The 21,046-nt window shown below is 73.4% G+C and carries 16 protein-coding genes; 3 read left to right on the top strand and 13 right to left on the bottom strand.

The window, feature by feature from the left end; genetic code table 11:
* Positions 1-6 precede the first annotated feature (6 nt).
* Together LLG88_02060 and LLG88_02055 are read right to left on the bottom strand one after the other, a co-directional pair.
* On the bottom strand, positions 7-1,620 hold the full coding sequence (locus LLG88_02060; protein ID MCE5245691.1) for a response regulator: 1,614 nt from the start codon (positions 1,618-1,620) through the stop codon (positions 7-9).
* A complete protein-coding gene (locus LLG88_02055) occupies positions 1,604-2,767 on the bottom strand; it encodes an iron-containing alcohol dehydrogenase (GenBank protein MCE5245690.1) in 1,164 nt (387 codons plus the stop codon). The genes LLG88_02060 and LLG88_02055 overlap by 17 nt, the downstream gene beginning before the upstream one ends.
* A 301-nt stretch (positions 2,768-3,068) precedes the next feature.
* Here LLG88_02055 and LLG88_02050 point away from each other — a divergent pair, with 301 nt between their 5' ends.
* Positions 3,069-3,986 (top strand): radical SAM protein, encoded by a 918-nt coding sequence (locus LLG88_02050; protein MCE5245689.1) that lies wholly within the window; start codon positions 3,069-3,071, stop codon positions 3,984-3,986.
* A gap of 39 nt (positions 3,987-4,025) precedes the next feature.
* Complete coding sequence (locus LLG88_02045; GenBank protein MCE5245688.1) at positions 4,026-6,254, top strand: Rne/Rng family ribonuclease; 2,229 nt, start codon at positions 4,026-4,028, stop codon at positions 6,252-6,254.
* Positions 6,255-6,356: 102 nt separating this feature from the next.
* On the opposite strand, the gene LLG88_02040 is transcribed toward LLG88_02045, so the two are convergent.
* From LLG88_02040 to LLG88_01990, 11 genes are all read right to left on the bottom strand, one after another.
* Positions 6,357-6,938 carry a hypothetical protein gene (locus LLG88_02040; GenBank protein MCE5245687.1) on the bottom strand — a complete coding sequence of 194 codons (582 nt, stop codon included), beginning with the start codon at positions 6,936-6,938 and terminating at the stop codon, positions 6,357-6,359.
* Positions 6,939-6,945: 7 nt separating this feature from the next.
* On the bottom strand, positions 6,946-8,673 hold the full coding sequence (locus LLG88_02035; GenBank protein ID MCE5245686.1) for a hypothetical protein: 1,728 nt from the start codon (positions 8,671-8,673) through the stop codon (positions 6,946-6,948).
* Between the two features lie 102 nt (positions 8,674-8,775).
* Entirely contained in the window at positions 8,776-9,627 is an 852-nt protein-coding gene (locus LLG88_02030) for a DUF3034 family protein (protein MCE5245685.1), read from the bottom strand.
* Positions 9,628-9,750: 123 nt separating this feature from the next.
* A complete protein-coding gene (locus LLG88_02025; protein ID MCE5245684.1) occupies positions 9,751-10,827 on the bottom strand; it encodes a nickel-dependent hydrogenase large subunit in 1,077 nt (358 codons plus the stop codon).
* A complete protein-coding gene (locus LLG88_02020; protein ID MCE5245683.1) occupies positions 10,824-11,228 on the bottom strand; it encodes an NADH-quinone oxidoreductase subunit C in 405 nt (134 codons plus the stop codon). Before LLG88_02020 ends, LLG88_02025 begins: the two co-directional genes overlap by 4 nt.
* On the bottom strand, positions 11,225-11,734 hold the full coding sequence (locus LLG88_02015; GenBank protein ID MCE5245682.1) for a 4Fe-4S dicluster domain-containing protein: 510 nt from the start codon (positions 11,732-11,734) through the stop codon (positions 11,225-11,227). The genes LLG88_02020 and LLG88_02015 overlap by 4 nt, the downstream gene beginning before the upstream one ends.
* On the bottom strand, positions 11,734-12,654 hold the full coding sequence (locus LLG88_02010; protein ID MCE5245681.1) for an NADH-quinone oxidoreductase subunit H: 921 nt from the start codon (positions 12,652-12,654) through the stop codon (positions 11,734-11,736). The genes LLG88_02015 and LLG88_02010 overlap by 1 nt, the downstream gene beginning before the upstream one ends.
* Positions 12,651-13,115 (bottom strand): NADH-quinone oxidoreductase subunit NuoB, encoded by a 465-nt coding sequence (gene nuoB / locus LLG88_02005; protein ID MCE5245680.1) that lies wholly within the window; start codon positions 13,113-13,115, stop codon positions 12,651-12,653. Before nuoB ends, LLG88_02010 begins: the two co-directional genes overlap by 4 nt.
* Positions 13,112-16,105, bottom strand: coding sequence for a hypothetical protein (locus LLG88_02000; protein MCE5245679.1), 2,994 nt, complete (start codon positions 16,103-16,105; stop codon positions 13,112-13,114). The genes nuoB and LLG88_02000 overlap by 4 nt, the downstream gene beginning before the upstream one ends.
* 228 nt (positions 16,106-16,333) lie before the next feature.
* Positions 16,334-18,142, bottom strand: coding sequence for an aldehyde ferredoxin oxidoreductase family protein (locus tag LLG88_01995; GenBank protein ID MCE5245678.1), 1,809 nt, complete (start codon positions 18,140-18,142; stop codon positions 16,334-16,336).
* 2 nt (positions 18,143-18,144) lie between these two features.
* Positions 18,145-18,621 carry a 4Fe-4S dicluster domain-containing protein gene (locus LLG88_01990; protein ID MCE5245677.1) on the bottom strand — a complete coding sequence of 159 codons (477 nt, stop codon included), beginning with the start codon at positions 18,619-18,621 and terminating at the stop codon, positions 18,145-18,147.
* A gap of 480 nt (positions 18,622-19,101) precedes the next feature.
* Here LLG88_01990 and LLG88_01985 point away from each other — a divergent pair.
* On the top strand, positions 19,102-21,046 hold a 1,945-nt coding region (locus tag LLG88_01985), incomplete at its 3' end, for a sigma-54-dependent Fis family transcriptional regulator (protein MCE5245676.1).

The following is a 21,046-nucleotide window of genomic DNA, read 5'->3' as shown; positions in this document are numbered from 1 at the left end:
GCGCGCTCAGCGGTCGAGGATCTCGCGGACCTTCGCCAGCAGCGTCTGGGGGGAGAACGGCTTCTCGAGGAGCGGGCGGCCGCCGATCTTGCCCGCCGCCGCCTCGCCGTAGCCGGACACGAACAGGAACGGAGTGTTCGGGGCGGCGACGGCGAGCCGCTCGGCGAGCGCGAGTCCGCCGAGGTGCGGCATCCCGAGGTCGGCGACGACGATGTCGGGCGGCTTGGAGAGGGCGGTCAGCCGCTCCAGCGCGTCCTGCCCGTCCCGCGCCTCCAGGACCGCGTAGCCGGCGCGGCGCAGCACGCCGGCCATCAACGTGCGGACCGCCTCTTCGTCTTCGGCCAGAAGGACCAGTTCGCGGCCGCCGGGCGTCGGGCCGGAGGGCCGTTCCTCCTCCTGCTCGCTTTCCGAAAGGGCGCGCGGAAGATAGACCGAAAAGACCGAGCCGCGGCCCGGCTCGCTCTCGAGGCCGATCCGCCCGCCCGACTGCTGCACGATGCCGTCCACCATCGCGAGGCCGAGGCCGGTCCCTTTTCCCGCCGGCTTGGTGGTGAAGAACGGCTCGAAGATCCGCCGCTGCACCTCCGCCGGGACGCCGAAGCCGGTGTCGTGGACCAGCAGCGCCGCCCCCTCCGCGGCCGCGGGCGGCAAGCCGGGGAGCGCGGCGCCGCGGAGCACGTTCCGCGTCTCGATCGTCAGCGTTCCGCCGTCGGGCATCGCGTCGCGCGCGTTGAGCGCGAGGTTCAGCAGCACCTGCTCGATCTGGGTCGGATCGGCCTTGACCTTCCACGGGTCGTCGGCGAGCGCCAGGCGCAGCTCGACCTGCTCGCCGCAGGCCTGGCGCAGAAGCCCCTGCAGCGAGGAGACGATGCGGTTGAGGTCCACCAGCCGCGGGCGGAGAACCTGCTTGCGGGCGAAGGCCAGCAGGTCCTTCGTCATCCGCGCGGCGCGGTCGGCGGCGCGGCCGATCTCCTCCGCCGGTTGGCGCGCGGGACTGCCCTCGGGAAGGCCGTCGAGGAGCATCTGCTGGTAGCCGATGATCGCCGTGAGCAGGTTGTTGAAGTCGTGGGCCACGCCGCCGGCGAGACGGCCCAACGCCTCGACCTTCTGCGCGTGGGCGAGCTCGGCTTCGAGGCGTCGGCGCTCGGTCACGTCCTCGCAGGCGAAGTCGACGAAGGCGAGGCGGCCGTCGGCGTCGAAGTGGCCGGTCCCGGAGACGGAAGTCGACACGAGACCGCCGTCGCGCCGGCGCAGGAGCATCTCGTATCCGCGGACCTCGCCTTCCCGCATGATCCGTTCGAGAAACAAGGCCCGGTCCCGCGGGTCGGCGTAGAAAGCGAGGACGCCCGCCTCGATCAACGGCGCGAGGCTCTCGAAGCCGAGGATCCGCGCCACCGCCGGGTTCGCTTCCAGGATCGTGCCCCGCTCGTCGGGGACGGTGCGCAGGATGCCGACGTTGATGTTGTTGATGAGCGAGCGGTATCGCTCCTCGCTCTCCTGCAGCTCCCCCAGCCGGCGCTGCAGCTCCGGGTAGTGGCTCTTGTGGATCGACTCCTCGCCGAGGCCGAGGATCCGCGCCCGGAGCCGCTCCCATTCGGCCGCGTCAGCAGACTTGTTCATAGAGCGCCGCCACCTCGGCGGCGGTCGGCCGCCGCGGGTTGGTCACGATGCAGACGTCGGCGAGCGCCCGCTCCGCGAGCAACGGCGCGTCCTCGCGCTTGAGGCCGCCGTCGGCCAGCGCGCGGCGCGGGCCGGCGAGGGCCGACAGCCGCTCGATGCGCTCGACGAACTCGGCCCGCCAGACTTCCTCGTCGCCCTGCGTCGCGACGCCGAGCGCCTCCGCGGCGCGGGCGTACTCGTCGCGCGCCGCGGGGAAGTTGTAGGCGACGACCGTCGCCAGCAGCCGCGCGTTGCAGAGCCCGTGGGGGAGGTCGAGCCGGCCGCCCAGCGGATGGGACATTGCGTGGACGAGGCCGAGGCTGGCGTTCGAGAAGGCGAAGCCGGCCTCCAGGCTTGCCATCATCATTTGCGCCGCCGCGGCGCGGTCGGCGCGGTCGGCGACGAAGCGCGGCAGGGCGGCGGCGACCCGCCGCATCGCCGAGAGGGCGTGGGCCGTGGTGAGCGCCCATCCGGCGTTGGAGCAGCAGGCCTCGAGCGCGTGGGAGAGGACGTCCATCCCCACGGCGCCGGCGACGTCGGGCGGCAGCGTCGTGACGACGCGCGGATCGGTCAGCGAAACGTCGGGGACGATCTTGCGGCTGGCGAGGACGTACTTCGTTTCGCGCGCCACGTCGCGCATGACGGCGAACTGGGAGACGTCGGCGCTGCTGCCGCAGGTCGTCGGGACCGCGACGAGGGGCGGGCCCGGCAGGGGAATCTCGTCGATCCCCTTGTAGGCGCCGATCGCGCCGCCGTTGCCGGCGAGGATCGCGATCCCCTTGGCGCAGTCGATCGGGCTGCCCCCGCCGACGGCGACGATGACGTTGCAGCCGTCGCGGCGGTAGAGATCGACCCCCCGCTCGACCTCGGCCTCGCGCGGGTTGGGCGTGACGTCGAGGAACGTCGAAACGTCGAGCCGCTCGCGGCTCAGGGCGTCGGCCGCCATGCCGGTCCAGCCGGCCGCCTCGACGCCGGGATCGCTGACCAGGAGGACGCGGCGCGCGCCGAGATTCGACGCGTACCGCCCGCACAGGTCGAGAGCGCTCTCGCCGAAGACGACCTCCGGAACGTAGTACTTGCGCAGTTCGCCCGGCGGGGGGAGCGACATCGGCCCTCCTCGCGGAGCAACGTACGGTAAAACGCCCCCGCGGCCAACGACTCGGTCGACCTGCGCGCGGGAGCGTCGGCGCGCGGTGCGCCACGCTCGCAGCGGGGCGACGGCAAGAGAGCCTTTTGCCCGCTGCGGCGCCGTGCGGTACGGGATACAATCAGCGTTGAATTCGCCGGCGTTCGGGCGCGACCCGGGGCCGGCCCGGCAAGGACGGACAGTCGTTGAAGACCTTTCCGCGGTCGCCGCGCCGTTTCAGGGCGGCGCTCCGCTTCTTCGGAATCGCCCGCGGGGACCGCGCATGAACGGTCCGTCCGCGCCCGCGCAGTTCCGTCAGGACAGCCATCCCCGCGCGTTCGACGGCTTTCAGTTCGTCTACGCGGTGCTCTCGCGCCGCGCCAAGGGCATTTCGATCGGCATCAACCTCTCCCCCCACAAGCGGTGCAACTTCGGCTGCATCTACTGCCAGGTGGACCGCACGGTTCCGGGGGCGAGGCAGGACGTGGACGAGGCGCTGCTCCAGGCCGAACTCGCCGCCCTGCTCGACGCGGGGGCGCGCGGCGAGCTGGCCGAGCGGGCGAGGCGGGACGGAGCGCCGGAAGAACATTGTCGGGTGGCCGACGTCGCCTTCTCCGGGGACGGCGAACCGACGGCCTATCCGCGTTTCGCCGAGGTCGTGGAGACCGTCGGCCGACTTGCGGCGGAGCGTCTGCCGGGAACGCCGCTCACGCTGATCACCAACGCCACGTTGTTCCACTTGCCGCGCGTGCGGGCCGGGCTGGACGCCCTGGCCGCGCGCGGCGGCGTCGTTTGGGCCAAGTTGGACGCGGGCTCGGAGGAGCAGTACCGGCTGGTCAACGCCTCCGGAACGTCCTTCGACCGCGTTCTCGACAACATCCGCGAGGAGGCCCGTCGGCGTCCTCTGGTCATTCAAAGCCTGTTCCTGCGTCTCGGCGCCGCGGAGCCATCCGAGGCCGAGATCGACGCCTACGCCGGGCGCCTCGCCGCGATCGTCGCGGCCGGCGGCGCCTTGGCCGGCGTGCAGGTGACGACGGTCGCGCGCAAGCCGCCGCGACCCGACGTCGCCGCGCTTTCCGAGGAACGGCTGCGCGCGATCGCCGAACGCGTCCGCGCGGCGCTGCCGGACGTGCCGGTGGAGGTCTATCCCTCCCGCACGTTCGCGACGCCGCCCGCGGCGCAGGGCGAGGACCCGCGATGACCACGAAGCCGACGGCGCCCCGCGACAGGAGACTGCAGGGTGTCCGAAAAGAAGAAAATGCTGATCAACGTCACCCACGCCGAGGAGAGCCGGGTGGCGATCGTGGCCGACGGGGTGCTCGAAGGATTTGAGATCGAGACCTTCGACCACAAGGCGCAGAAGGGGAACATCTACAAGGGGCGGGTCGAGTCGGTGCAGCCGGGGCTGCAGGCCGCCTTCGTGGACATCGGCGGCGCGCGGGCCGGCTTCCTGCCGCTCGACGAGGTCAACTTCAAGCTCCACCCCCCGCGCAAGGAAGGGGCGCAGAAGGGGCGGCTCGAAAACCACCTCCACAAGGGCCAGGAGATCTTGGTCCAGGTCGTGCGCGACGCCTACGCCAACAAGCCGCCGACGCTCTCGACCTACTTCTCGCTCCCCGGCCGCTACCTCGTGCTGACGCCGCACGCCGACGGCGCCGGCATCTCCCGCAAGCTCGACGAGAAGCAGCGCGACCGGCTGCGCAAGGCGCTCGACGCGCTGGACGTCCCCGAGGAGCACGGCGTGATCGTGCGCACGGCGGGGGCGTCGTCGACGAAGACCGAGCTGGCGCGCGACCTCAAGTACCTGCTGCGGGTCTGGGAGACGATCGAGGAGGCCTCGCGCACGGTGCGCGGGCCGAAGCTGATCTACAAGGAGCGGAGCCTCGTCATCCGCACGATCCGCGACCTGATGACGCCGGAGATCGACGAGATCCTCGTCGACGACCCGCGGACGGCCGAGGAGATCGTCGAGTTCTTCGAGATCGCCCTGCCGCAGAAGAAGAGCGCGGTCAAGCTCCACCAGGGCGAGAAGCCGATCTTCAACAAGTACAACCTCGAAGAACAGATCGAGAACATCTTCCGCCGGCGCGTCACGCTCCCCTCGGGCGGCGCGGTCGTCTTCGACGTCACCGAGGCGCTGACCGCCGTGGACGTCAACTCCAGCAAGATGACGCAGGAGGGGACGGTCGAGGACACCGCGTTCAAGGCGAACATCGAGGCGGCGCGGGAGATCGCGCGGCAGATGCGGCTGCGCGACCTCGGCGGGCTGGTGGTGATCGACTTCATCGACATGCGCTCGCGCAAGAACATCCGCGACGTCGAGCGCACGATGAAGGACGAGCTCAAGAAGGACAAGGCGCGCTGGGACGCGACGCGGATCTCCTCGCTCGGGCTGATGGAGATCAGCCGCGAGCGGCTGGCCGCGGGGAAGTCCTCGCTGCGCTACACCGACTGTCCGCAGTGCGAGGGAACCGGCTCGATCAAGACGGTCGAGGCGGCGGCGGTGCAGGCGCTGCGGCGGCTGCAGACGACCGTCGTCCGCGGCGACCTCGAGAACATCGAGATCACGGTGCCGCCCGAGGTCTGCGACTACCTGCTCAACGCCAAGCGGCAGGATCTCGGCTCCTGGGAGGAGCGGTACCACACGCGGATCCTCGTCAAGGGCGATCCCGAGTACATCCGCGACCGCTGCGAGATGCGGACCGTCGTGCGCGAACGGGCCGCCGAGGCCGCGCCGCTCGTCGTCGCGCCGAGCCACACCGAGATCATCGCCGAGGTCGAGGCCGACGAGGCGCGCGAGGCGGAGGAAGCCCGCGCGGCCGAGGCGGCGCGCGCGAAGGCGGCCGCCGAGGCGCCGGAAGCCGGCGCCGCGGAGGAGGCCGAAGGCGCGCCGGCGGCCGAGGGCGCGGGCAAGAAGAAGCGCCGTCGCCGCCGCGGCGGCCGCAAGCACCGCCGTCCGGAGGAGCAGGGCGAGGCGGGCGCCGCGGGCGCGGCGCCGGCCGCGGAGGGCGGGGACTTCTCGTCGGTCGAAGGGGCGATCATGTCCGACATCTTCGGCGACGAGGAACCCGAGGAAGGGGCCGCCGCGCCGGCCGAAGGGACCGTCGCCGCGCCCGAGGGCGAGGGCGGCGAGGTCGCCGCGCCGTCCAAGAAGCGTCGTCGCCGCCGTCGCCGCGGCCGCAAGGGCGGCGCGGCCGCCGCGCAGGGCGCGTCCGCCGAAGGGACGCCCGGCGAGGCGCCGGAGACGGCCGAAGAACCGGAGACGCCGAGCGTCGCCGCGGCGGAGGCCGTGAAGCCCGCGCCCGCGCCGGCGCGCGCGGCGGAGCCCGTCGAGGCCGCGCCGGTTCCGGCGCCCGAGGCGGCGGAGGCGCCCGCGCCGATCGCCGCGCTCAAGGCGGAGATCCCGGAGTACGGCGAAGGGCACGGTCCGCGCGCCCTCTGGTGGCGCGCCCTGATCGGCGAGCCCTGACCGGCGCCGCGCCGCGTCGCTTTTCGTAAGGCCGCCCGCGTCCCGCGACGCGGGCGGTTCTTTGTCCGGCGCCCGCGCGGACCGCGTCGCGCCGCGCGGACGCTACGGTTTGAGCCGGCGGACGAGGCGGTAGAGGAAACCGAAGACGCCGGTCGGGACCGGCTCCGGCAGGCCGAGCGCGCGGGCGCGCATCCGCGCCGCGGCGTGCCGGTCGAGCCGCTGCAGCAGGCGCACGAGCGGGCCGGGACGCGCCGGATCGCGGGCGAGGCGGGCGACGGCGAAGTCGATCACGTGGACGGCGCCGTCGTCGGCGACGAGGACGTTCGAGCGGTGCAGGTCGGCGATCGCCACGCCGCGGCCGTGGACCGCGTCGAGGATCGCGTCGAGCGCGTCGAAGACGTCCGGCGCGGCCTCGCCCGCGGCGAAGGCGCCGAGCTGGCGGCCGGGGGCGAACTCCAGCGCCAGCGCGTCGGGCCGCTCGAAGCCGAAGCAGCGCGGAATGCCCGGAACCCCCTTCAGCCGCTCGTAGACGCGCGCCTCGCGGCGCAGCGTCGGGCGGCCGTAGAACGTCCGCACCCACCACGCCCGCGCGCCGTAGTCCTTGACGACGACCTCGACCTCGCCGCGGCGCTCGCGGCGGACGTCGGCCTTGGTGCTGTTGCGCGGGGCGTCGAAATCGCTCATCGCGGCATTATCGGGCGCCCGGCGACGCGGCGCCCCGCTCCTCGGCGTAGCGCGGGCGCGCCGTCGGATCCTCCGGCGCCCGGCCGGCGAGGAGCCAGGAGTAGGCCGCGGCCTTCTCCGGCAGCCCGGCGCGCCAGAAGTGGGCGCTGAGCGCGATCGCCAGCTCGCGGTCGGCGCCGAGCCCCGGCGCGGCGAGGTAGCCGCTGCGCAGGCGGTCGAACGCCTCCGCGTCCCGTCCCGCGCGGAGGAGAAAGACCGCCTCGCGCGCCTCGCCCCAGGCGTCGAACGGCAGGAGGCGCAGCAGCGCCGCGACGTGGGGCCGCCGCTCGTCGTCCCCCGCGCCGCGGCGGACGAGAAGCGCGTCGAGCGTCGGACAGACGACGACGAGACGCGGCTCGCGGACCAGCGCCTTCGCCAGCAGCCGCTCCGCCTCGTCGAGCGCGGCGTCGGGCGGGGCGGGACGCTGCGGGACGACCGGCGCGGCGTCGGCGAGGCGCGGTCCGGCGAGGGCGAGGCCGAGCGCGGCGGCGCGCGCCGGGTCGTCGGGGGTCGCGTCCGCGGCGCGCCGCAGGAAGCGGACGCGCGTCGCGCCGGGCGACCGCGCGGCGACGATCCCCCAGAGCCGCGCTTCCGCCTCCCGCCGCGCGGCGGCGCGCGCGTCCGGGGCGAGGAGATAGAACGTGTCGTCGAGCGCGGCGAGCGCCCGCGCGACGCGCCGCTCCTCCGCGCCGTCCGCGTCGTCGGCGTCGTTCCGCGCCGCGTCGTCGCTCCGCGCCGCGTCGTCGTTCCGCGCCGCGTCGTCGCTCCGCGCCGCGTCGCCGCTCCGCGCCGCGTCGCCGTCCGGCGGCGGTGCGGCGGCGAGCGCGGCGGCGGCGCGCCAGGCGCCGGAGACGAAGAGGTCGTGGTCGGGCGCCAAGGCCAGCATCACGCTCCGCGACTCGAAGACGCCGTCCTTCTTCAGCCGCGCCTCGCTCGTCGCGGGGAGGAAGCCGTCGGCGACGACGACGAACCCGAGGCGCAGCGCCTCCGGCGCCGTGGCGCGCGGGAACTTCTCCTTGTCCCGCACGTTGAACGGCCCCGACGAAACCTGCGCCAGGCCGCTCTCGTTCGTCGCGCCGACGTACTCGAGCGGCGGCGCGGGGCGGGTCCGCAGCCAGGGGTTGCGCCGCTCGTCGATGTCCGGCGTCTCCTCGCGCGCCCCGGCGAACGACGTCGCGCGCCAGAACGGATCGAGCGCGGCGGCGAAGGCGCGCGCCTCGTCGGCGGGGAAGGGGCGCGGCAGGTAGCGCCAGGCGCCGAAGAGGCGCGCCCCGCCCTCGTCCTGGTTGACGGTGCGGAACGATGGGTCGACGTAGCGGTAGAGGCGCGCCCCGGCGACGGGACGGCCGTACGGGTCGAGGACCAAGAGCTCGGTCGTCACGGCGCGCCGGCGCAGCCAGCGCTTGGACGGCGCCTTCGGCGGCGCGGGGGGCGCGAACGGCGCGTCGGCCTTGCGCAGGCGGCGCCGCGCGCGGCGCTCCGCGTCGCGGCGTTCCGCCGGCAGCCGCCCCGTCTCGTCGGCGGCGAGGTCGGGACGCTCGACGCCCCGCAGCACCGGGACGAAGCCGCGGAACTCGGCGTCGTAGACCGCCGCGATCGGGGGGCGCTTCCCCTTCAGCCAGTCGAAGAGCCCCGCCTCGGCCGGAAGACAGGCGAGGACGAGCGCGGCGGCGGCGAGGGGGAGAAGTCGGCGCATCGCGCCATCGTAGCCTCGTCGGGGCGGGGGAGGCGAGACGCCGCGCGAAGACGAAGCGGGCCGCGCGCCGAAACGCGCGGCCCGCCCCGGGGAGGAGTCGGATCAGAAGGCGTACTGGACGCCGACGACGAGCCCGCCGCCGAAGCCCAGCGAGCTGCCGGTCTTGCCGCCGTTGAAGGTGTTCTCGCCGGCGTTGGTGTAGGCGATCGCGAACGACAGGTTCTTGTCGACGAAGAAGCCCGCGTGGACGTTGTAGTAGTTCGCGTCCTTGTAGTTGCCGCCGGCCGGGCCGTAGTCCGGGCCCTGGCGGAACTCGACGCCGAGGCAGAGCCAGCTCGTCGGGATGACGTCGACGTTGGCGAAGCCGATCACCTTGCGCTCGTTGTTGAAGCCGATGGCGCCGGTGACCTGCTCCTTCGTGGACTGCGCGCCGATCGAGACGAGGATCGGCTTCGGGGCCTGGGTGATCAGCTTGGTGGCCACGACGTAGTAGTCCATGCCGCTCTTGTTCTCGGCGAACGGGAACGACGTGCTCTTGTGCTTCGCGCCGATCGAGATCGCCGGGATCCACTTCGTCCCCGCGGCGTTCTCGTTGACCACGAGCAGCTTCGCGCCGATGGTCTTCTTGTGGATGTTGGCGAGCCCTTCGACGGCGATCGACTCGAAGCCGTAGGAGACCTCCAGCCGCTTGTTGAACGACGTGGCGACCCCGACCGGCGTCCAGTCGATCGACGAGTCGCTGAGGTCGATGTACCACACGCCGACGCGCGGCTTGCCGATCTCCAGCGGCCCGATCTGCGCGCCCGGCTCCGAGCCGGCGAGGTAGGCGACGGGGTTGAAGGCGATGCCTCCGACTCCTTCGAGGTTGACGAACGGCGCGCCGGCGTGGGCGGCGCCGGCCGAGAGCGCCGCGACGGCGGCGAAGACGACGGCGAACAGCGTTGCGCGTTTCATTGTGCGTCCCTCCTTCGGGTTCGTTTCTCGTTTTCGGACAGAGCGCGGGCGTCCCGCGGCACGCCCGCGGCGGCCCTCCGCCCGGTTTTCGGTGGATCGGTCAGGCTCTCGTCGGCGGCGTCCCTACCTGTCCGTGCAGGAGTAGCAAGGGTCGATCGAGGCTTGGATCAGCGGCACGTCCGCGAGATCGGCCCCGAGGACCATCGGTTGGACGGTCGGGATGTTGGGGAAGGTCGGCGTCCTCACCTTTACGCGCGCGGCGACGTCGCTCCCGTCGCTGGCGACGAAGTAGAAGACCTCGCCCCGCGGCGCCTCGACCCGCATCACCGCCTCGCCCGGCGCGACGGCGTAGATGTCGCCGCGGTTGAGCGGCCCTTCGGGCATCCGGTCGAGCGCCTGTTCGACGAGGCTGCAGCTTTCGAGGATCTCGAGCGCCCGGACCACGACGCGGGCGAAGACGTCCCCTTCGCTCCGCGTCGGCACGGCGAACTGGAGCTGGTCGTAGACGAGATAGGGGGCGTCGCGGCGCAGGTCGCAGTCGACGCCCGACGCGCGGGCCACCGGCCCGACCGCGCCGAGGGCGAGCGCGTCGTCGCGCGTGAGCACGCCGACGCCGGCGCAGCGCGCGGCGACGCCGCGGTCCTTGGTGAAGATCGGGATCAGCGAGCGGACCGTCTCCTCGCGGATCGCGCCGACCGCGGCGCGGATCTCGTCGCCGCAGGTCACGTCGCGGTTGACGCCGCCGACGCGGTTCATCGAGTAGTTGACGCGGTTGCCGGAGATCTTCTCCAGCAGGTCCATCACCCCTTCGCGGAGCTGGAAGCAGCGCATGAAGAGGGTCTGGAAGCCGATCAGCTCGGCGGCGACCCCCGCCCAGAGCAGGTGGGAGTGGAGCCGCTCGAGTTCGGCCATCACCACCCGCACGTACTGGCCGCGGGGCGGAACCTCGATGCCGCCGATCCGCTCGAGCGCCATGCAGAAGGTCATCGAGTGGACGTTGGAGCAGATGCCGCAGACCCGCTCCATCAGCGCCGTGGCTTGGGTGATGTTCTTCCGCTGTCCGAGCCACTCGATGCCGCGGAAGTTGAAGCCGACCTTCAGCGACGAGCCGACGACGGTTTCCCCCTCGCAGCGGACGTCGATCTTGTACGGCTCTTCGAGCGCGACGTGGTAGGGACCGATCGGGATCTCGTAGCTCATCGGCCCTCCCCGCGGCCCGGCAGCATCACGCCCGGCTCGTCGCCGTCGCGCAGCATCAGCGGCGCCGTGTCGGCCCGTCCGGCGAAGGCGACGGCGTAGTACTCGCGCGTCTCGCGTTCCGCCCAGTCGGCGCCGGGCCAGATGTCCACGACGCTCGGCGCCGCCTCGCCGGGGGCGAGATCGGCGACGATCGAGAGGAGCGTTCCCGCGTCGTCCCAGTGCCACGAGAGGCGCAGCCCGTCTCCCGCGGGGCGGGCGACGAGGGCGGCGAAGCGCGTCGAGCCGGTGCGCATCGCGGCCGCGACTTCGCGCACGCGGCTCGCCGGAACGTCGAGCCAAAAGCCGTCGGCCCGCTCGGCCCACGCGCCGCCGACGTTCTTGCGGATCTCTTCCGCGCTCATGCCTTCTCTCCCGTGGGGAAGACGCCGCGCTGCAGCCGGATGCGGCGGCAGCGGACGCAGAGGCGCAGCGCCGCGCGGCCCGCCTCGTCCATTTCGGCGAAGTGCTTCTCGACCCACGGTTCGGGGGCGGGACGCACCGGCGCGCCGCAGCGCGGGCAGGTCGGGAACGGCACGAGGACCATCTCGTCGAGCTCGCCGCGCTCGACGTAGGGGGGCACGGGAACGGGGTCCATCGTCAGCGCGCCGCCGGGGCAGTGATCGACGCAGCGCTCGCAGAACGTGCAGCGCCCCGGGTCGTAGGACCAGGCGTAGCCGCTCTCCGCCTCCGCGCCGGCGATCGCGTTCCCGACGCAGACGTAGGCGCACGTGCCGCAGGCGACGCAGGACGCGGGGTCGATCCGCACGTAGCCGCGGAATCTCGCCGGGGAGGGCGCGTGCTCGGGGAGGCGGACCGTCGCCGGTCCCTTGACGATGTTGCGCGCCATCACGCGCAGGATGTCGAACATCAGGCCCTCCAGTGGCGCAGCACGGCGGCGGCGACCAGCGCCGCCGCGGCGGCGAGCGAGGCCCAGCGCCACAGGAACCGCGCGGCGCGCCGGAGCTTGAAGCGCGCCGTCGCGGCGCCGACCGTCGCGAGGAGCGCGACGACGACGAGCGAGAGCGCGGCGAAGACGACCGCGGCGAGCGCCGGGTGGGCGTCGCGCAGCGGAACGGCGAGGACCGCGGCGAAGCCGGCGAGAGCGACCCGCTCGAGGCCGTGCGTCAGCTCCCAGAGCGCGAGGCGCGGGCCGTCGTACTCGGTGAGCGGGCCGGCGAGGATCTCCTGCTCGGCGTTGGCGACGGAGAACGGATTGACGCGCAGCTTGACCGGCAGGCAGAGCAGCAGGGCGACCAGCGCCGGAACGCGCACCGCCCACGGCGCCGCGGCGGCGATCTGGGCGAGGCTCAGACTGCCCGACGCCGCGGCGAGCGCGATCAGCGCGGCGAGGAACGGCACGCCGCCGGCGAGGGAGAGCACCGCCTCGCGCGTCGCGCCGACCTCGCCGTAGATCGAGCGCGAGGCGTAGCCGGCGAGGACCAGCAGCAGCGGCGGCATCTCGAGCAGGCCGACGAGCAGGATCAGGTCCCCGGCGAAGCCGGTGCCGTCGGCGAAGACCGGCAGCAGGGCGAGGGCGCCGAGCATCGAGCCGAGGGCGAGGAGCGGCAGCAGCGCGAGCAGCGTCTTGTCGGCGGCTGCGCGCGGCGCGGGCCGCTTGGCGAGCAGCTTGACGAAGTCCCAGAACGGCTGCGTCAGCGGCGGGCCGAGCCGGGCGCCGAAGCGGGCGGCGAGGCGCCGCTCGACGCCGAGCATCAGCCAGCCCATCGGCGCGGCGTAGAGCAGCCCGGGGAAGACGAGCAGCGCGAGGAGGGCGCGGTCGAAGTTCATCGCCCCTCCTTGGCGCGCGCGACCATGATCTCGATCGCCTTGGCGACGCCGTCCACGATCGCGTGCGGGCGCGGCGGGCAGCCGGCCACGTAGACGTCCACCGGCACGATCCTTTCGAGCGGGCCGGCGACGACGGGACTGCCGGCGAAGACGTTGCACGATGCGGGGCAGGAGCCGATCGCGACGACCGCCTTCGGCTCGGGCATTTGGGAGTAGATCGTCCGCAGCGCCTGCTCCGTGGTCTTCGTCACCGGTCCGGAGACGCAGAGGATGTCGGCGTGCCGCGGGCTCCCTTCGAGCTTGACGCCGATCTGCTCCACGTCGTAGCGCGGCGTGAGGCAGGCGACGAGCTCGATGTCGCAGCCGTTGCACGAGCCGGAGTTGAAGTGGAACAGCCAGGCCGAGCGGCGTCGCGCGCGGTCCACGAGCCGCATGGCGAGGCTTCCGAAGAGCGCGCTCATGCGGCGCCTCCGACCAGCGCCGGCCAGAACCCGGCGCCGAGCAGCGCGACGGCGAGGAGCGCGATCGCGATCGTCAGCAGGACCGGCGCGCCGAGGCGGACCGGGGCCTCGCCTTCGGGCGGATCGCCGCCGCCCCACCAGAAGAGGGCCACCGCGCGGGCGTAGGTCGCGACGCAGAGCATCGCGCACCCGCAGAGCGCGGCGAGCAGCCACGGCTCGGCGGCCGCGGCGGAGAAGATGCGCCAGTGGCCGGCGTAGCCGAGGGTCGGCGGGACGCCGAGCACGGCGAGCGCGCCGACGAGGAACCCGGCGGCGGCGACGGGGTGGCGCGAGGCCAGGCCGCGCGCGCCGGGCGCCGCGCCGGCCGCCTCGGGGGCGGCGACGCAGGCGAAGAGCAGCGCCTTGGCGAGGGAGTGGACGGCCGCGCCGAGCATCGCGCCCTCGAGGCCGAACTTCCCGCCCAGCGTCAGGCCGACGAGGAGCATCCCCATGTCCTCGACGGTGGAGAAGGCGAGCAGCCGCTTGAGGTCGCGCGCGGCGAGCGCGAGGAGCGCGCCGACGGCGGCGGAGAGCAGGCCGAGCGCGAACCACGGACCGGCGGGGACGAAGAGCCAGCCGGCGGTCGCGCGCAGCGCGAGCAGCTCGGCGAAGACCGCGACGTCCACGACGCCGATCACGAGGCCGGCGACGACCGCGGGGGTCGTTTCGGCGACGGTCGGCAGCCAGCACCAGAGCGGCACGAGGCCGAGCTTGATCGCCGCGCCCGGCAGGAGCAGCGCCAAGGCGAGGCCGGCGTTCCCCTGCTCCGCGGCGTAGGCGCCGCCGAGCGTGCCGACGGCGGAGAGGACGACGGCGACGAGATAGGCGCGCCCCGCGGCGTTCGATCCGCGGCGCCAGACGACGAGCAGCGCGACGACCGCGCCCACCTCGAGCAGCACGGCGCGGAGCATTCCGTCCTGCGCCAGCGCGCCGCCGGCGGCGAGAAGTCCGGCGAGGGCGAAGGCCGGCGCGAGGCGGCGCGTGGCGGGGAAGGCGCCGGCCGCGAGGAGCAGTCCGGCGAGCGCGACGCCGACGGCGGCGGCGAGCGGCCAGACCGCGGGGGCCGGCGCGTCGGGGACGTTGGCGACGGCGACGGGCACGACGAGCGCGCCGACGGCGAGCGCGGCGGCGACGACGAGCAGCGCGGCGACGCCGTGGGCCTCGACGCGGCGGGCGAGGACGTCGAGCAGGGAGGCGCCGCGGCCGAGCGCGCGCCACAGCGCGAGGTAGAGCTTGTCCACGTCGAAGGCGCGGTAGAACGGCGCCAGGTTCTGCTTGACGATCAGCGAGAAGTCGCTCGCGGCGAGGCGGCCCTGCGGACCGAGCGGCTCGCCGCCGGTGAAGACGGTCGGCGCCCCGTCGGCGGCGAGGGCGGCGCGGCCGGGACGCGCGATCAGGTAGACGATCAGCGCGATCGCCGTGGCCACGAGGCCGAGACCGAGGCCGGCGGTCGCGTACCACGAGCCCTGCCCGACGCCGAGACCGAACCAGCCGACCCCTTCGAGCGGCGCGCAGCCGAGGGCGGGGAGCAGCGGGTTGACGAGGTACTTCACGGCGAACTGCGGCGCGACGCCGATGAACACGCAGCCGGCGGCGAGGACGGCGATGCCGGCGGTCATCGTCCACGGCGCTTCGTGCGCCTTCGCCGAGTCGGGCCCTTCCGGCCCGAGGAAGACGCCGCTCGTCGCCTTGAGGAAGGAGAAGGCGGTGAGGATGCTGCCGACCCACGGGATCAGCGCGAGCAGCGGGCGGTTCGCCTCGAGCGCCGCGTTGTAGAGCAGCCACTTGGAGACGAAGCCGTTGAGCAGCGGCACGCCGGCGATGCCGCCGGCGACGATCAGCCAGAGCGCGGCGGTGCGCGGCATGCGGCGCCCGAGGCCGCCCATCCGGTCCATGTCGCGCGTCCCCGTGGCGTGCTGCACGGCGCCGGCGCAGAGGAACAACCCGCCCTTGAACAGGCCGTGGTTGAGGCAGTGCAGCAGGCCGGCGGCGATGCCGAGCGGCGTGCCGAGGCCGAGGCCGAGCATCATGTAGCCGATCTGGCTCACGGTGTGGAAGGCGAGCAACCGCTTGAGGTCGTGCTGCGCCATGGCGAAGAGGACGCCGACGAGGATCGTCAGCGCGCCGAGCCAGGAGACGCCGATTCCCCATTCCGCGGGCCAGGGGCCGAAGCCGTGGAGCCGCGCGACGAGGTAGACGCCGGCCTTGACGTAGCAGGCGGCGTGAAGCAGCGCGCTCACCGGCGTCGGCGCGGCCATCGCGTCGGGGATCCAGGTGTGCAGCGGGAACTGCACCGACTTGCCGACCGCGGCGACGAGCGCGAGGAGGAAGATCCCTCCGGTCAGCGCTCCCTGCGCGCGCGGGTCGGTCCAGAGCGTCGAGCCGGTGCGGAGATAGAGGAGCACGACGGCGGCCAGCAGCCCGTACCCGGCGAGGTGCGTCATCGTCAGCACCTTGCGCGCGCCGAAGGCGGAGTCGGGGTTGCGGTACCAGAAGCCGACGAGCAGGAAAGAGCAGAGGCCGACCGCCTCCCAGCCGACGTAGAGCATGAACAGGTCGGCGGTGTAGACGAGGTGGATCAGCCCGGCGACGAAGGCGAGCATCAGCGCGTAGAAGCGGGTCGCCCCCTTCTCGCGCGCCATGTAGCCGATCGAGTAGAGCAGCACCGCGGCGCCGATCCCCGCGCCCATCATCGCGAAGAGGAAGCCGAGGCCGTCGATGTGGTAGGCGAGGGCGAGAGGTCCGTCCCAGCTCCCGAGCGAAACGTCCACGACGCCGCCGGCGAGGATCGTCGGCCAGGCCGCGGCGACGCCGGCGAAGGCGGCGAGGCCGGCGGCGAAGGCCAGCCAACCCTTGGCGCGCGCCGAAAGCAGTCCGGCGAGCAGCAGTTCGAGAACGACGCCGACGCCGAGCGCGCCGAGCGGAAGAAGAACGAGCGCGCCGCCGGTCATCGGCGTCCCCGCCGCGGGCGAGCCGCGCCGCGCGCGTCCAAGGCCGGAAGGCGAAGCCGCATCGTGGGGCCAGTCATCGGAGTCCTCGTCGTCGTCGGCGGCGCGCCGGCCGCGCCGCAAGAAGCCTGTGGCTCGGTGGTTCCGTGGAGCGGCGCGCGGCGGTCCGCGCGCGGGCGGAGACGAATGCGGCGCCGCCCCGGTCCTTCGGGGCGGCGCCGCGTCCGCGAATCAGGCGAGCGCGAGGTCGCGCAGCCGTTCCTGGGTCGGGACGCCGTGCTTGTCCCAACCGCGAAGCTGGTAGTACTCGGGGAGCATCTCCGGCACGTGGCTGAGGTGCCCCTTGGCCGGGCCGGTCTGCACCGGCAGGTCCTTCGTCAGGCGCGTCGGGAGGACGTCGTCGGCGTCGGTGAAGCCGGCCTTGAGGTTGAAGAGCCGCTCGAGGTTCCAGATCCGCTCGCCGGCCTTGAGGTAGTCCTCCACGGTGTAGGTCACGCCGGTGAGCGCGGTGATCATCGCCGCGTAGTCGTCGCCGCCGAGGCCGAAGGTGCCGAAGATGCAGCCGCCGGAGGCGTCGATCGCCGCGGTGAGGTCCTGGAACAGCTTCACCCAGCCCGGCTTGTCCTTCGTCTCGCGCGGATCGAGGGTCGCGCCGCAGCCGAGGACCTCGACGGCGATCGTGTACCCCTTGACGTGGCAGCCGCCGCGGTTGCAGGTGGCGTACTCGAGGCCGATCCCCTGCACGCCGCGCGGATCGTAGGCCGGCATCTCCTGCTTCTTGACCGTCATCGAGAGTTCGGGGTGGCCGTAGGAGTCGGCGAAGCGGTAGGAGCCGAAGGAGAGCTTGTCGCCGAACCCTTCGCGCAGGCCGATCTGCTTCGTCAGCTCGTGGATCATCGGGACGGAACCGAAGCTCAGGTCGAGCCCGCCGGTGTCCTTCTTGGTGATGATCCCCTTCTCGTACATCTCCATCGCGCAGGCGATCGTCGAGCCGACGGAGATCGGGTCGAGGCCGAGTTCGTTGCAGAGGTGGTTGCTGCGGGTCACGACGTCGAGGTCGTCCACGCCGCAGTCCGGGCCCATCGACCAGGCGGCCTCGTACTCCGGCCCCTCGCCTTCGCCGGCGTAGAGCGGGTTCTTGACCTTGCTCACGCGGCCGCAGCTGATGTAGCAGGAGAAGCAGCCCTTCGGCCGCACCAGCTGGTTCTTGCTCAGCGACTCGCCGCCGACCTTGTCGGCCGTGGGGAAGTAGCCGTCCTGGAAGTTGCGCGTCGGCAGGGAGCCGATCTGGTTGAGGATGTTGACGAGGACGTCGGTGCCGTACGCCTTGAGGCCCGCGCCGCCGACCGGGTGCGCCTTGAGCTTCTTGCGCCCCTCGACCACCGCCGCCTTGAAGGCGTCCGGCCGCGCGACCTTGATCGAGCCGGTGCCGACGACGACGACCGCCTTGAGGTTCTTCGAGCCCATCACCGCGCCGACGCCGGAGCGGCCGGCCGCGCGGTGCATCTCGTTCATGATCACGGCCATCAGGCCGAGCTTCTCGCCGGCGGGGCCGATGCAGGAGACCTTCGCCTCCTCGTCGGTCTCGGCGCGCAGCATGTCGGTCGCGTCGGGAACCCACTTGCCCCAGACGTGCGAGGCGTCGCGGATCTCGACGTGGTCGTCCTTGATCCAGATGTAGGACGGCTTGGCCGCCTTCCCTTCGATGATCAGCGCGTCGTAGCCGGCGTAGTGGAGCTCCGGGCCGAACGAGCCGCCGGAGTTGGAGCCGGCGATCGCGCCGGTCAGCGGGCTCTTCGTCACGACGTGGAAGCGGCCGCCGGAGGGGGCGAACGTGCCGGAGAACGGCCCCGGCGCGTAGATCATCTTGTTCTCGGGGGAAAGTGGATCGACCTTCGGATCGACTTCGTCGACGAAGATCTTGTCGGCGAGGCCGCGCGCGCCGAGGAACAGTTCGGCGTCCTTGCGGTCGAGAGCTTCCTTCTTGATGGTCCCGGTGGTCAGGTTCACGCGCAGGACCGTGCCGCTCCAGCCGAACATGCTCAGCCCTCCACGAAGGCCGCCTTGAACTTGGCGGCGAAGGCCTTCTTGCGCGACCGCGTGGAGATGTTGTCGTCCACGTACTCGAGCGCGGCGCTGGGACAGGCGCGCACGCACTCCGGATCGCCGTTGCAGGTGTCGCACTTCAGGATCGCGCCGGTGACGCCGTCGTAGACCGCGTTGCCGAAGGGGCAGGCGACCGTGCACATGCGGCAGCCGATGCACTTCGAGCGGTCGTACTCGACGACCGACGCGCCGGCGGCGCGGTGCATCGCGCCGGTCGGGCAGACCTTCGCGCAGGACGCGTCGTCGCACTGCTGGCACATCATCGGCACCGAGAAGCCCTCGCGTTCCCACGAGTAGACGTGGACGCGCGTGCCGCTCGGCCGGAACTGGCCCTCGTGCCCGAAGACGCAGGCAAGGGCGCAGTTGTGGCAGCCGGTGCATTTGTCGGGATGGATCATCAGTACTTTGGCCATGGCTCTCCTCGAACCCGCTGCTGAGCGCGCGTTGCGCCGTCGCCGTGCGCAGCGGCCGCGGGGCCCGCGCCGCCGGCCCGGTCCGCGCGATGCGGCGGGTCGGCGCGCCTTGTTCCCCGAAGTCGCTCTCTGCTTATGCAATCCGCGGGCCAGCGCGCGGAGGACGGTCGCGGCGGGATCGGCGGCATTCGAGCGTTCCCGCCGCGACCGTCCCGGCGAGCGCCGACGCGCGGCGCGAAAGGCGCGGGCGCACCTTCCGCCGGCGGGGCCAACCGTAGGACCGTCAATAATTTGGAGTGAAACGACGTCCCGCGGGCGGGCGGCCGCGCGCCGCGCCCCGGGCGCGACGGGACGGCGGCGAGGCCGCGTTCCCGGCGCGGCGCGCCGCCGAAAATTCCGACAAGACAGGCGCGACATGTAACAGGGGCGCGACATTGACGATACAGGGGGCGGGTGACACCTTTGACGCCGGAGACTTCCATGCCCCCCTCCGGCCCGATCATCGCCGTCCCTTCCGCGGACATCCACGCGACGCACGCGGAACGTCGCCTGGCGATCGAGCGCGCGTGGGAGCGGTACGTCGATACCGGCGCCGTGCCGGAAGGCGTGCGCGAGGAAATCGTCCGTTCGTGGCGGCGGTCGCGCGAGACGAGCGGCATCGATCCGGGGCTCGCGATTCCGGGCACGGTCGAGCGCGAGGACGAACTCGCCGAACGCCGCCTGCGGGACGACGTGCTGCGGATCGCGCAGCCGGTCCTGCGCAGCTTCGCCGAGCGGCTCGATCTCCGCGACCACGCCCTGGCCTACTTCGACGGCGACGGCTGGATGCTGTCGATCGACGGCGACGGCGCGGTCGTGGAACGCCTCGCGGAGATCAGCTTCCAGCCCGGAACGAACTGGAGCGAGACCTCGGCCGGCACGAACGGCCCCGGCACCTCGCTCGCCGAGGCGCGCGCGCTCGAGGTCTTCGCCGCGGAGCACTACATCGCCGCCTGGCAGCCGTGGAGCTGCGCCGCGGCGCCGGTCTTCCGGCCCGGCGAGGACCGTCCCGCGGGGATCGTCGATCTGACCGGCCCGTGGGCGGTGCGCCGGCGGCAGGCGCTGGCGATGGTCATGGCGATCGCGCGGGCGATCCAGGAGCGGGTGCGCGCCGAGACGAGCGTGCGCGACGCGGTGATCCGCTACGCGCTCCGCGCCGCGCGCGACACCGGCGACGCGCTCGTCGCGGTGGACGCCCGCGGACGGATCGTCGCCGTCAACGAGGCCGCCGACCGCCTGCGTCTCGTGCCGTCCGGGGTGCTGCCGCTCGGCCTGCGGGCCGCGGTGGCGCGGGTCCTCGGCGGGCCGGCGCTGGGGGACGTGCAGATCGACCCGCCCGACGGGCCGCGGATCGTCGCCTCGGTCGTGCAGCACGAGGAGACGCCGGTCGGCGCGATCCTCCGCGCCGCCGTCCCGCTCGTCGCGCGCCGCGGCGTCGTCGCCGCGCGCGGCAACGCCCGCTACCGCTTCGACGAGATCCTCGGGCGGTCGCCGAGCCTCCTCGCCGCCGTCGGCCTCGCCGAGATCGCCGCGCGCAACGACCTCGCGGTCGTCGTCTCCGGCGAGTCGGGAACGGGGAAGGAGCTGTTCGCGCAGTCGATCCACAACGCGTCGGCGCGCCGCGCCGGCCCGTTCGTGGCGGTGAACTGCGGCGCCATCCCCGAGCAGTTGGTCGAGGCGGAGCTGTTCGGCTACGAGCCGGGGGCGTTCACCGGCGCGCGGCGCGAGGGGAACGTCGGCCGGTTCGAGGCCGCGGACGGCGGCACGCTGTTCCTCGACGAGGTCAGCGAACTGGCGCCGGCGGCGCAGGCGGCGCTGCTGCGCGTGCTGCAGGAGCGCGAGGTCGTGCGCCTCGGCGGCGCGGCGCCGCGGCGCGTGGACGTGCGGATCGTCTCCGCCACGAACCGGCCGCTGGACGAGGAGACGCGCGCCGGGCGCTTCCGCCGCGATCTCTACTACCGGCTGAACGTGCTGCCGATCGAGCTGCCGCCGCTGCGCGACCGCGGGGACGACGTCGCGCTGCTCGCCGAGGCGTTCCTCGCGCGGGCCGAGGCGCGGGTGGGGCGCGAGGGGCTGTCGTTCGCGCCGGACGCGCTCGCCGCGCTCCGCGCCTACGGCTGGCCGGGGAACGTGCGCGAACTGCGGAACATCGTCCTGCGGGCGGCGGCGATCGCGCCGCAGGAGGAGATCGGCGCGGCCGACCTCTTGCTGCCGGGCGCGGCCGACGCGACGCCGCCCGGCGCCGCGTCGCGCGGCGGCGCCTCGATGCGCGGCGGAGTTCCGTCGTTCCGCGGCGGCGCGCGGGCCTGCCCGGACGACGAGGCGCGGGGCGCGCTGCTCGCGGCGATCGAGTCCTGCGGGTGGAACCTGGCGTCCGCGGCGCGCG

The sequence above is a fragment of the bacterium genome, assembly GCA_021372775.1.
Lineage (GTDB): Bacteria > Acidobacteriota > Polarisedimenticolia > J045 > J045 > JAJFTU01.
The sequence above is the reverse complement of the archived record's forward strand: the minus strand, read 5'-3'. Positions and strand labels throughout refer to the sequence as shown.

Coding starts and splice junctions, on each gene's coding strand:
- LLG88_02060 (MCE5245691.1), bottom strand. CDS start 1,620: ATGAACAAGTCTGCTGACGCGGCCGAATGGGAGCGGCTCCGGGCGCGG.
- LLG88_02055 (MCE5245690.1), bottom strand. CDS start 2,767: ATGTCGCTCCCCCCGCCGGGCGAACTGCGCAAGTACTACGTTCCGGAG.
- LLG88_02050 (MCE5245689.1), top strand. CDS start 3,069: ATGAACGGTCCGTCCGCGCCCGCGCAGTTCCGTCAGGACAGCCATCCC.
- LLG88_02040 (MCE5245687.1), bottom strand. CDS start 6,938: ATGAGCGATTTCGACGCCCCGCGCAACAGCACCAAGGCCGACGTCCGC.
- LLG88_02035 (MCE5245686.1), bottom strand. CDS start 8,673: ATGCGCCGACTTCTCCCCCTCGCCGCCGCCGCGCTCGTCCTCGCCTGT.
- LLG88_02030 (MCE5245685.1), bottom strand. CDS start 9,627: ATGAAACGCGCAACGCTGTTCGCCGTCGTCTTCGCCGCCGTCGCGGCG.
- LLG88_02025 (MCE5245684.1), bottom strand. CDS start 10,827: ATGAGCTACGAGATCCCGATCGGTCCCTACCACGTCGCGCTCGAAGAG.
- LLG88_02020 (MCE5245683.1), bottom strand. CDS start 11,228: ATGAGCGCGGAAGAGATCCGCAAGAACGTCGGCGGCGCGTGGGCCGAG.
- LLG88_02015 (MCE5245682.1), bottom strand. CDS start 11,734: ATGTTCGACATCCTGCGCGTGATGGCGCGCAACATCGTCAAGGGACCG.
- LLG88_02010 (MCE5245681.1), bottom strand. CDS start 12,654: ATGAACTTCGACCGCGCCCTCCTCGCGCTGCTCGTCTTCCCCGGGCTG.
- nuoB (MCE5245680.1), bottom strand. CDS start 13,115: ATGAGCGCGCTCTTCGGAAGCCTCGCCATGCGGCTCGTGGACCGCGCG.
- LLG88_02000 (MCE5245679.1), bottom strand. CDS start 16,105: ATGACCGGCGGCGCGCTCGTTCTTCTTCCGCTCGGCGCGCTCGGCGTC.
- LLG88_01995 (MCE5245678.1), bottom strand. CDS start 18,142: ATGTTCGGCTGGAGCGGCACGGTCCTGCGCGTGAACCTGACCACCGGG.
- LLG88_01990 (MCE5245677.1), bottom strand. CDS start 18,621: ATGGCCAAAGTACTGATGATCCATCCCGACAAATGCACCGGCTGCCAC.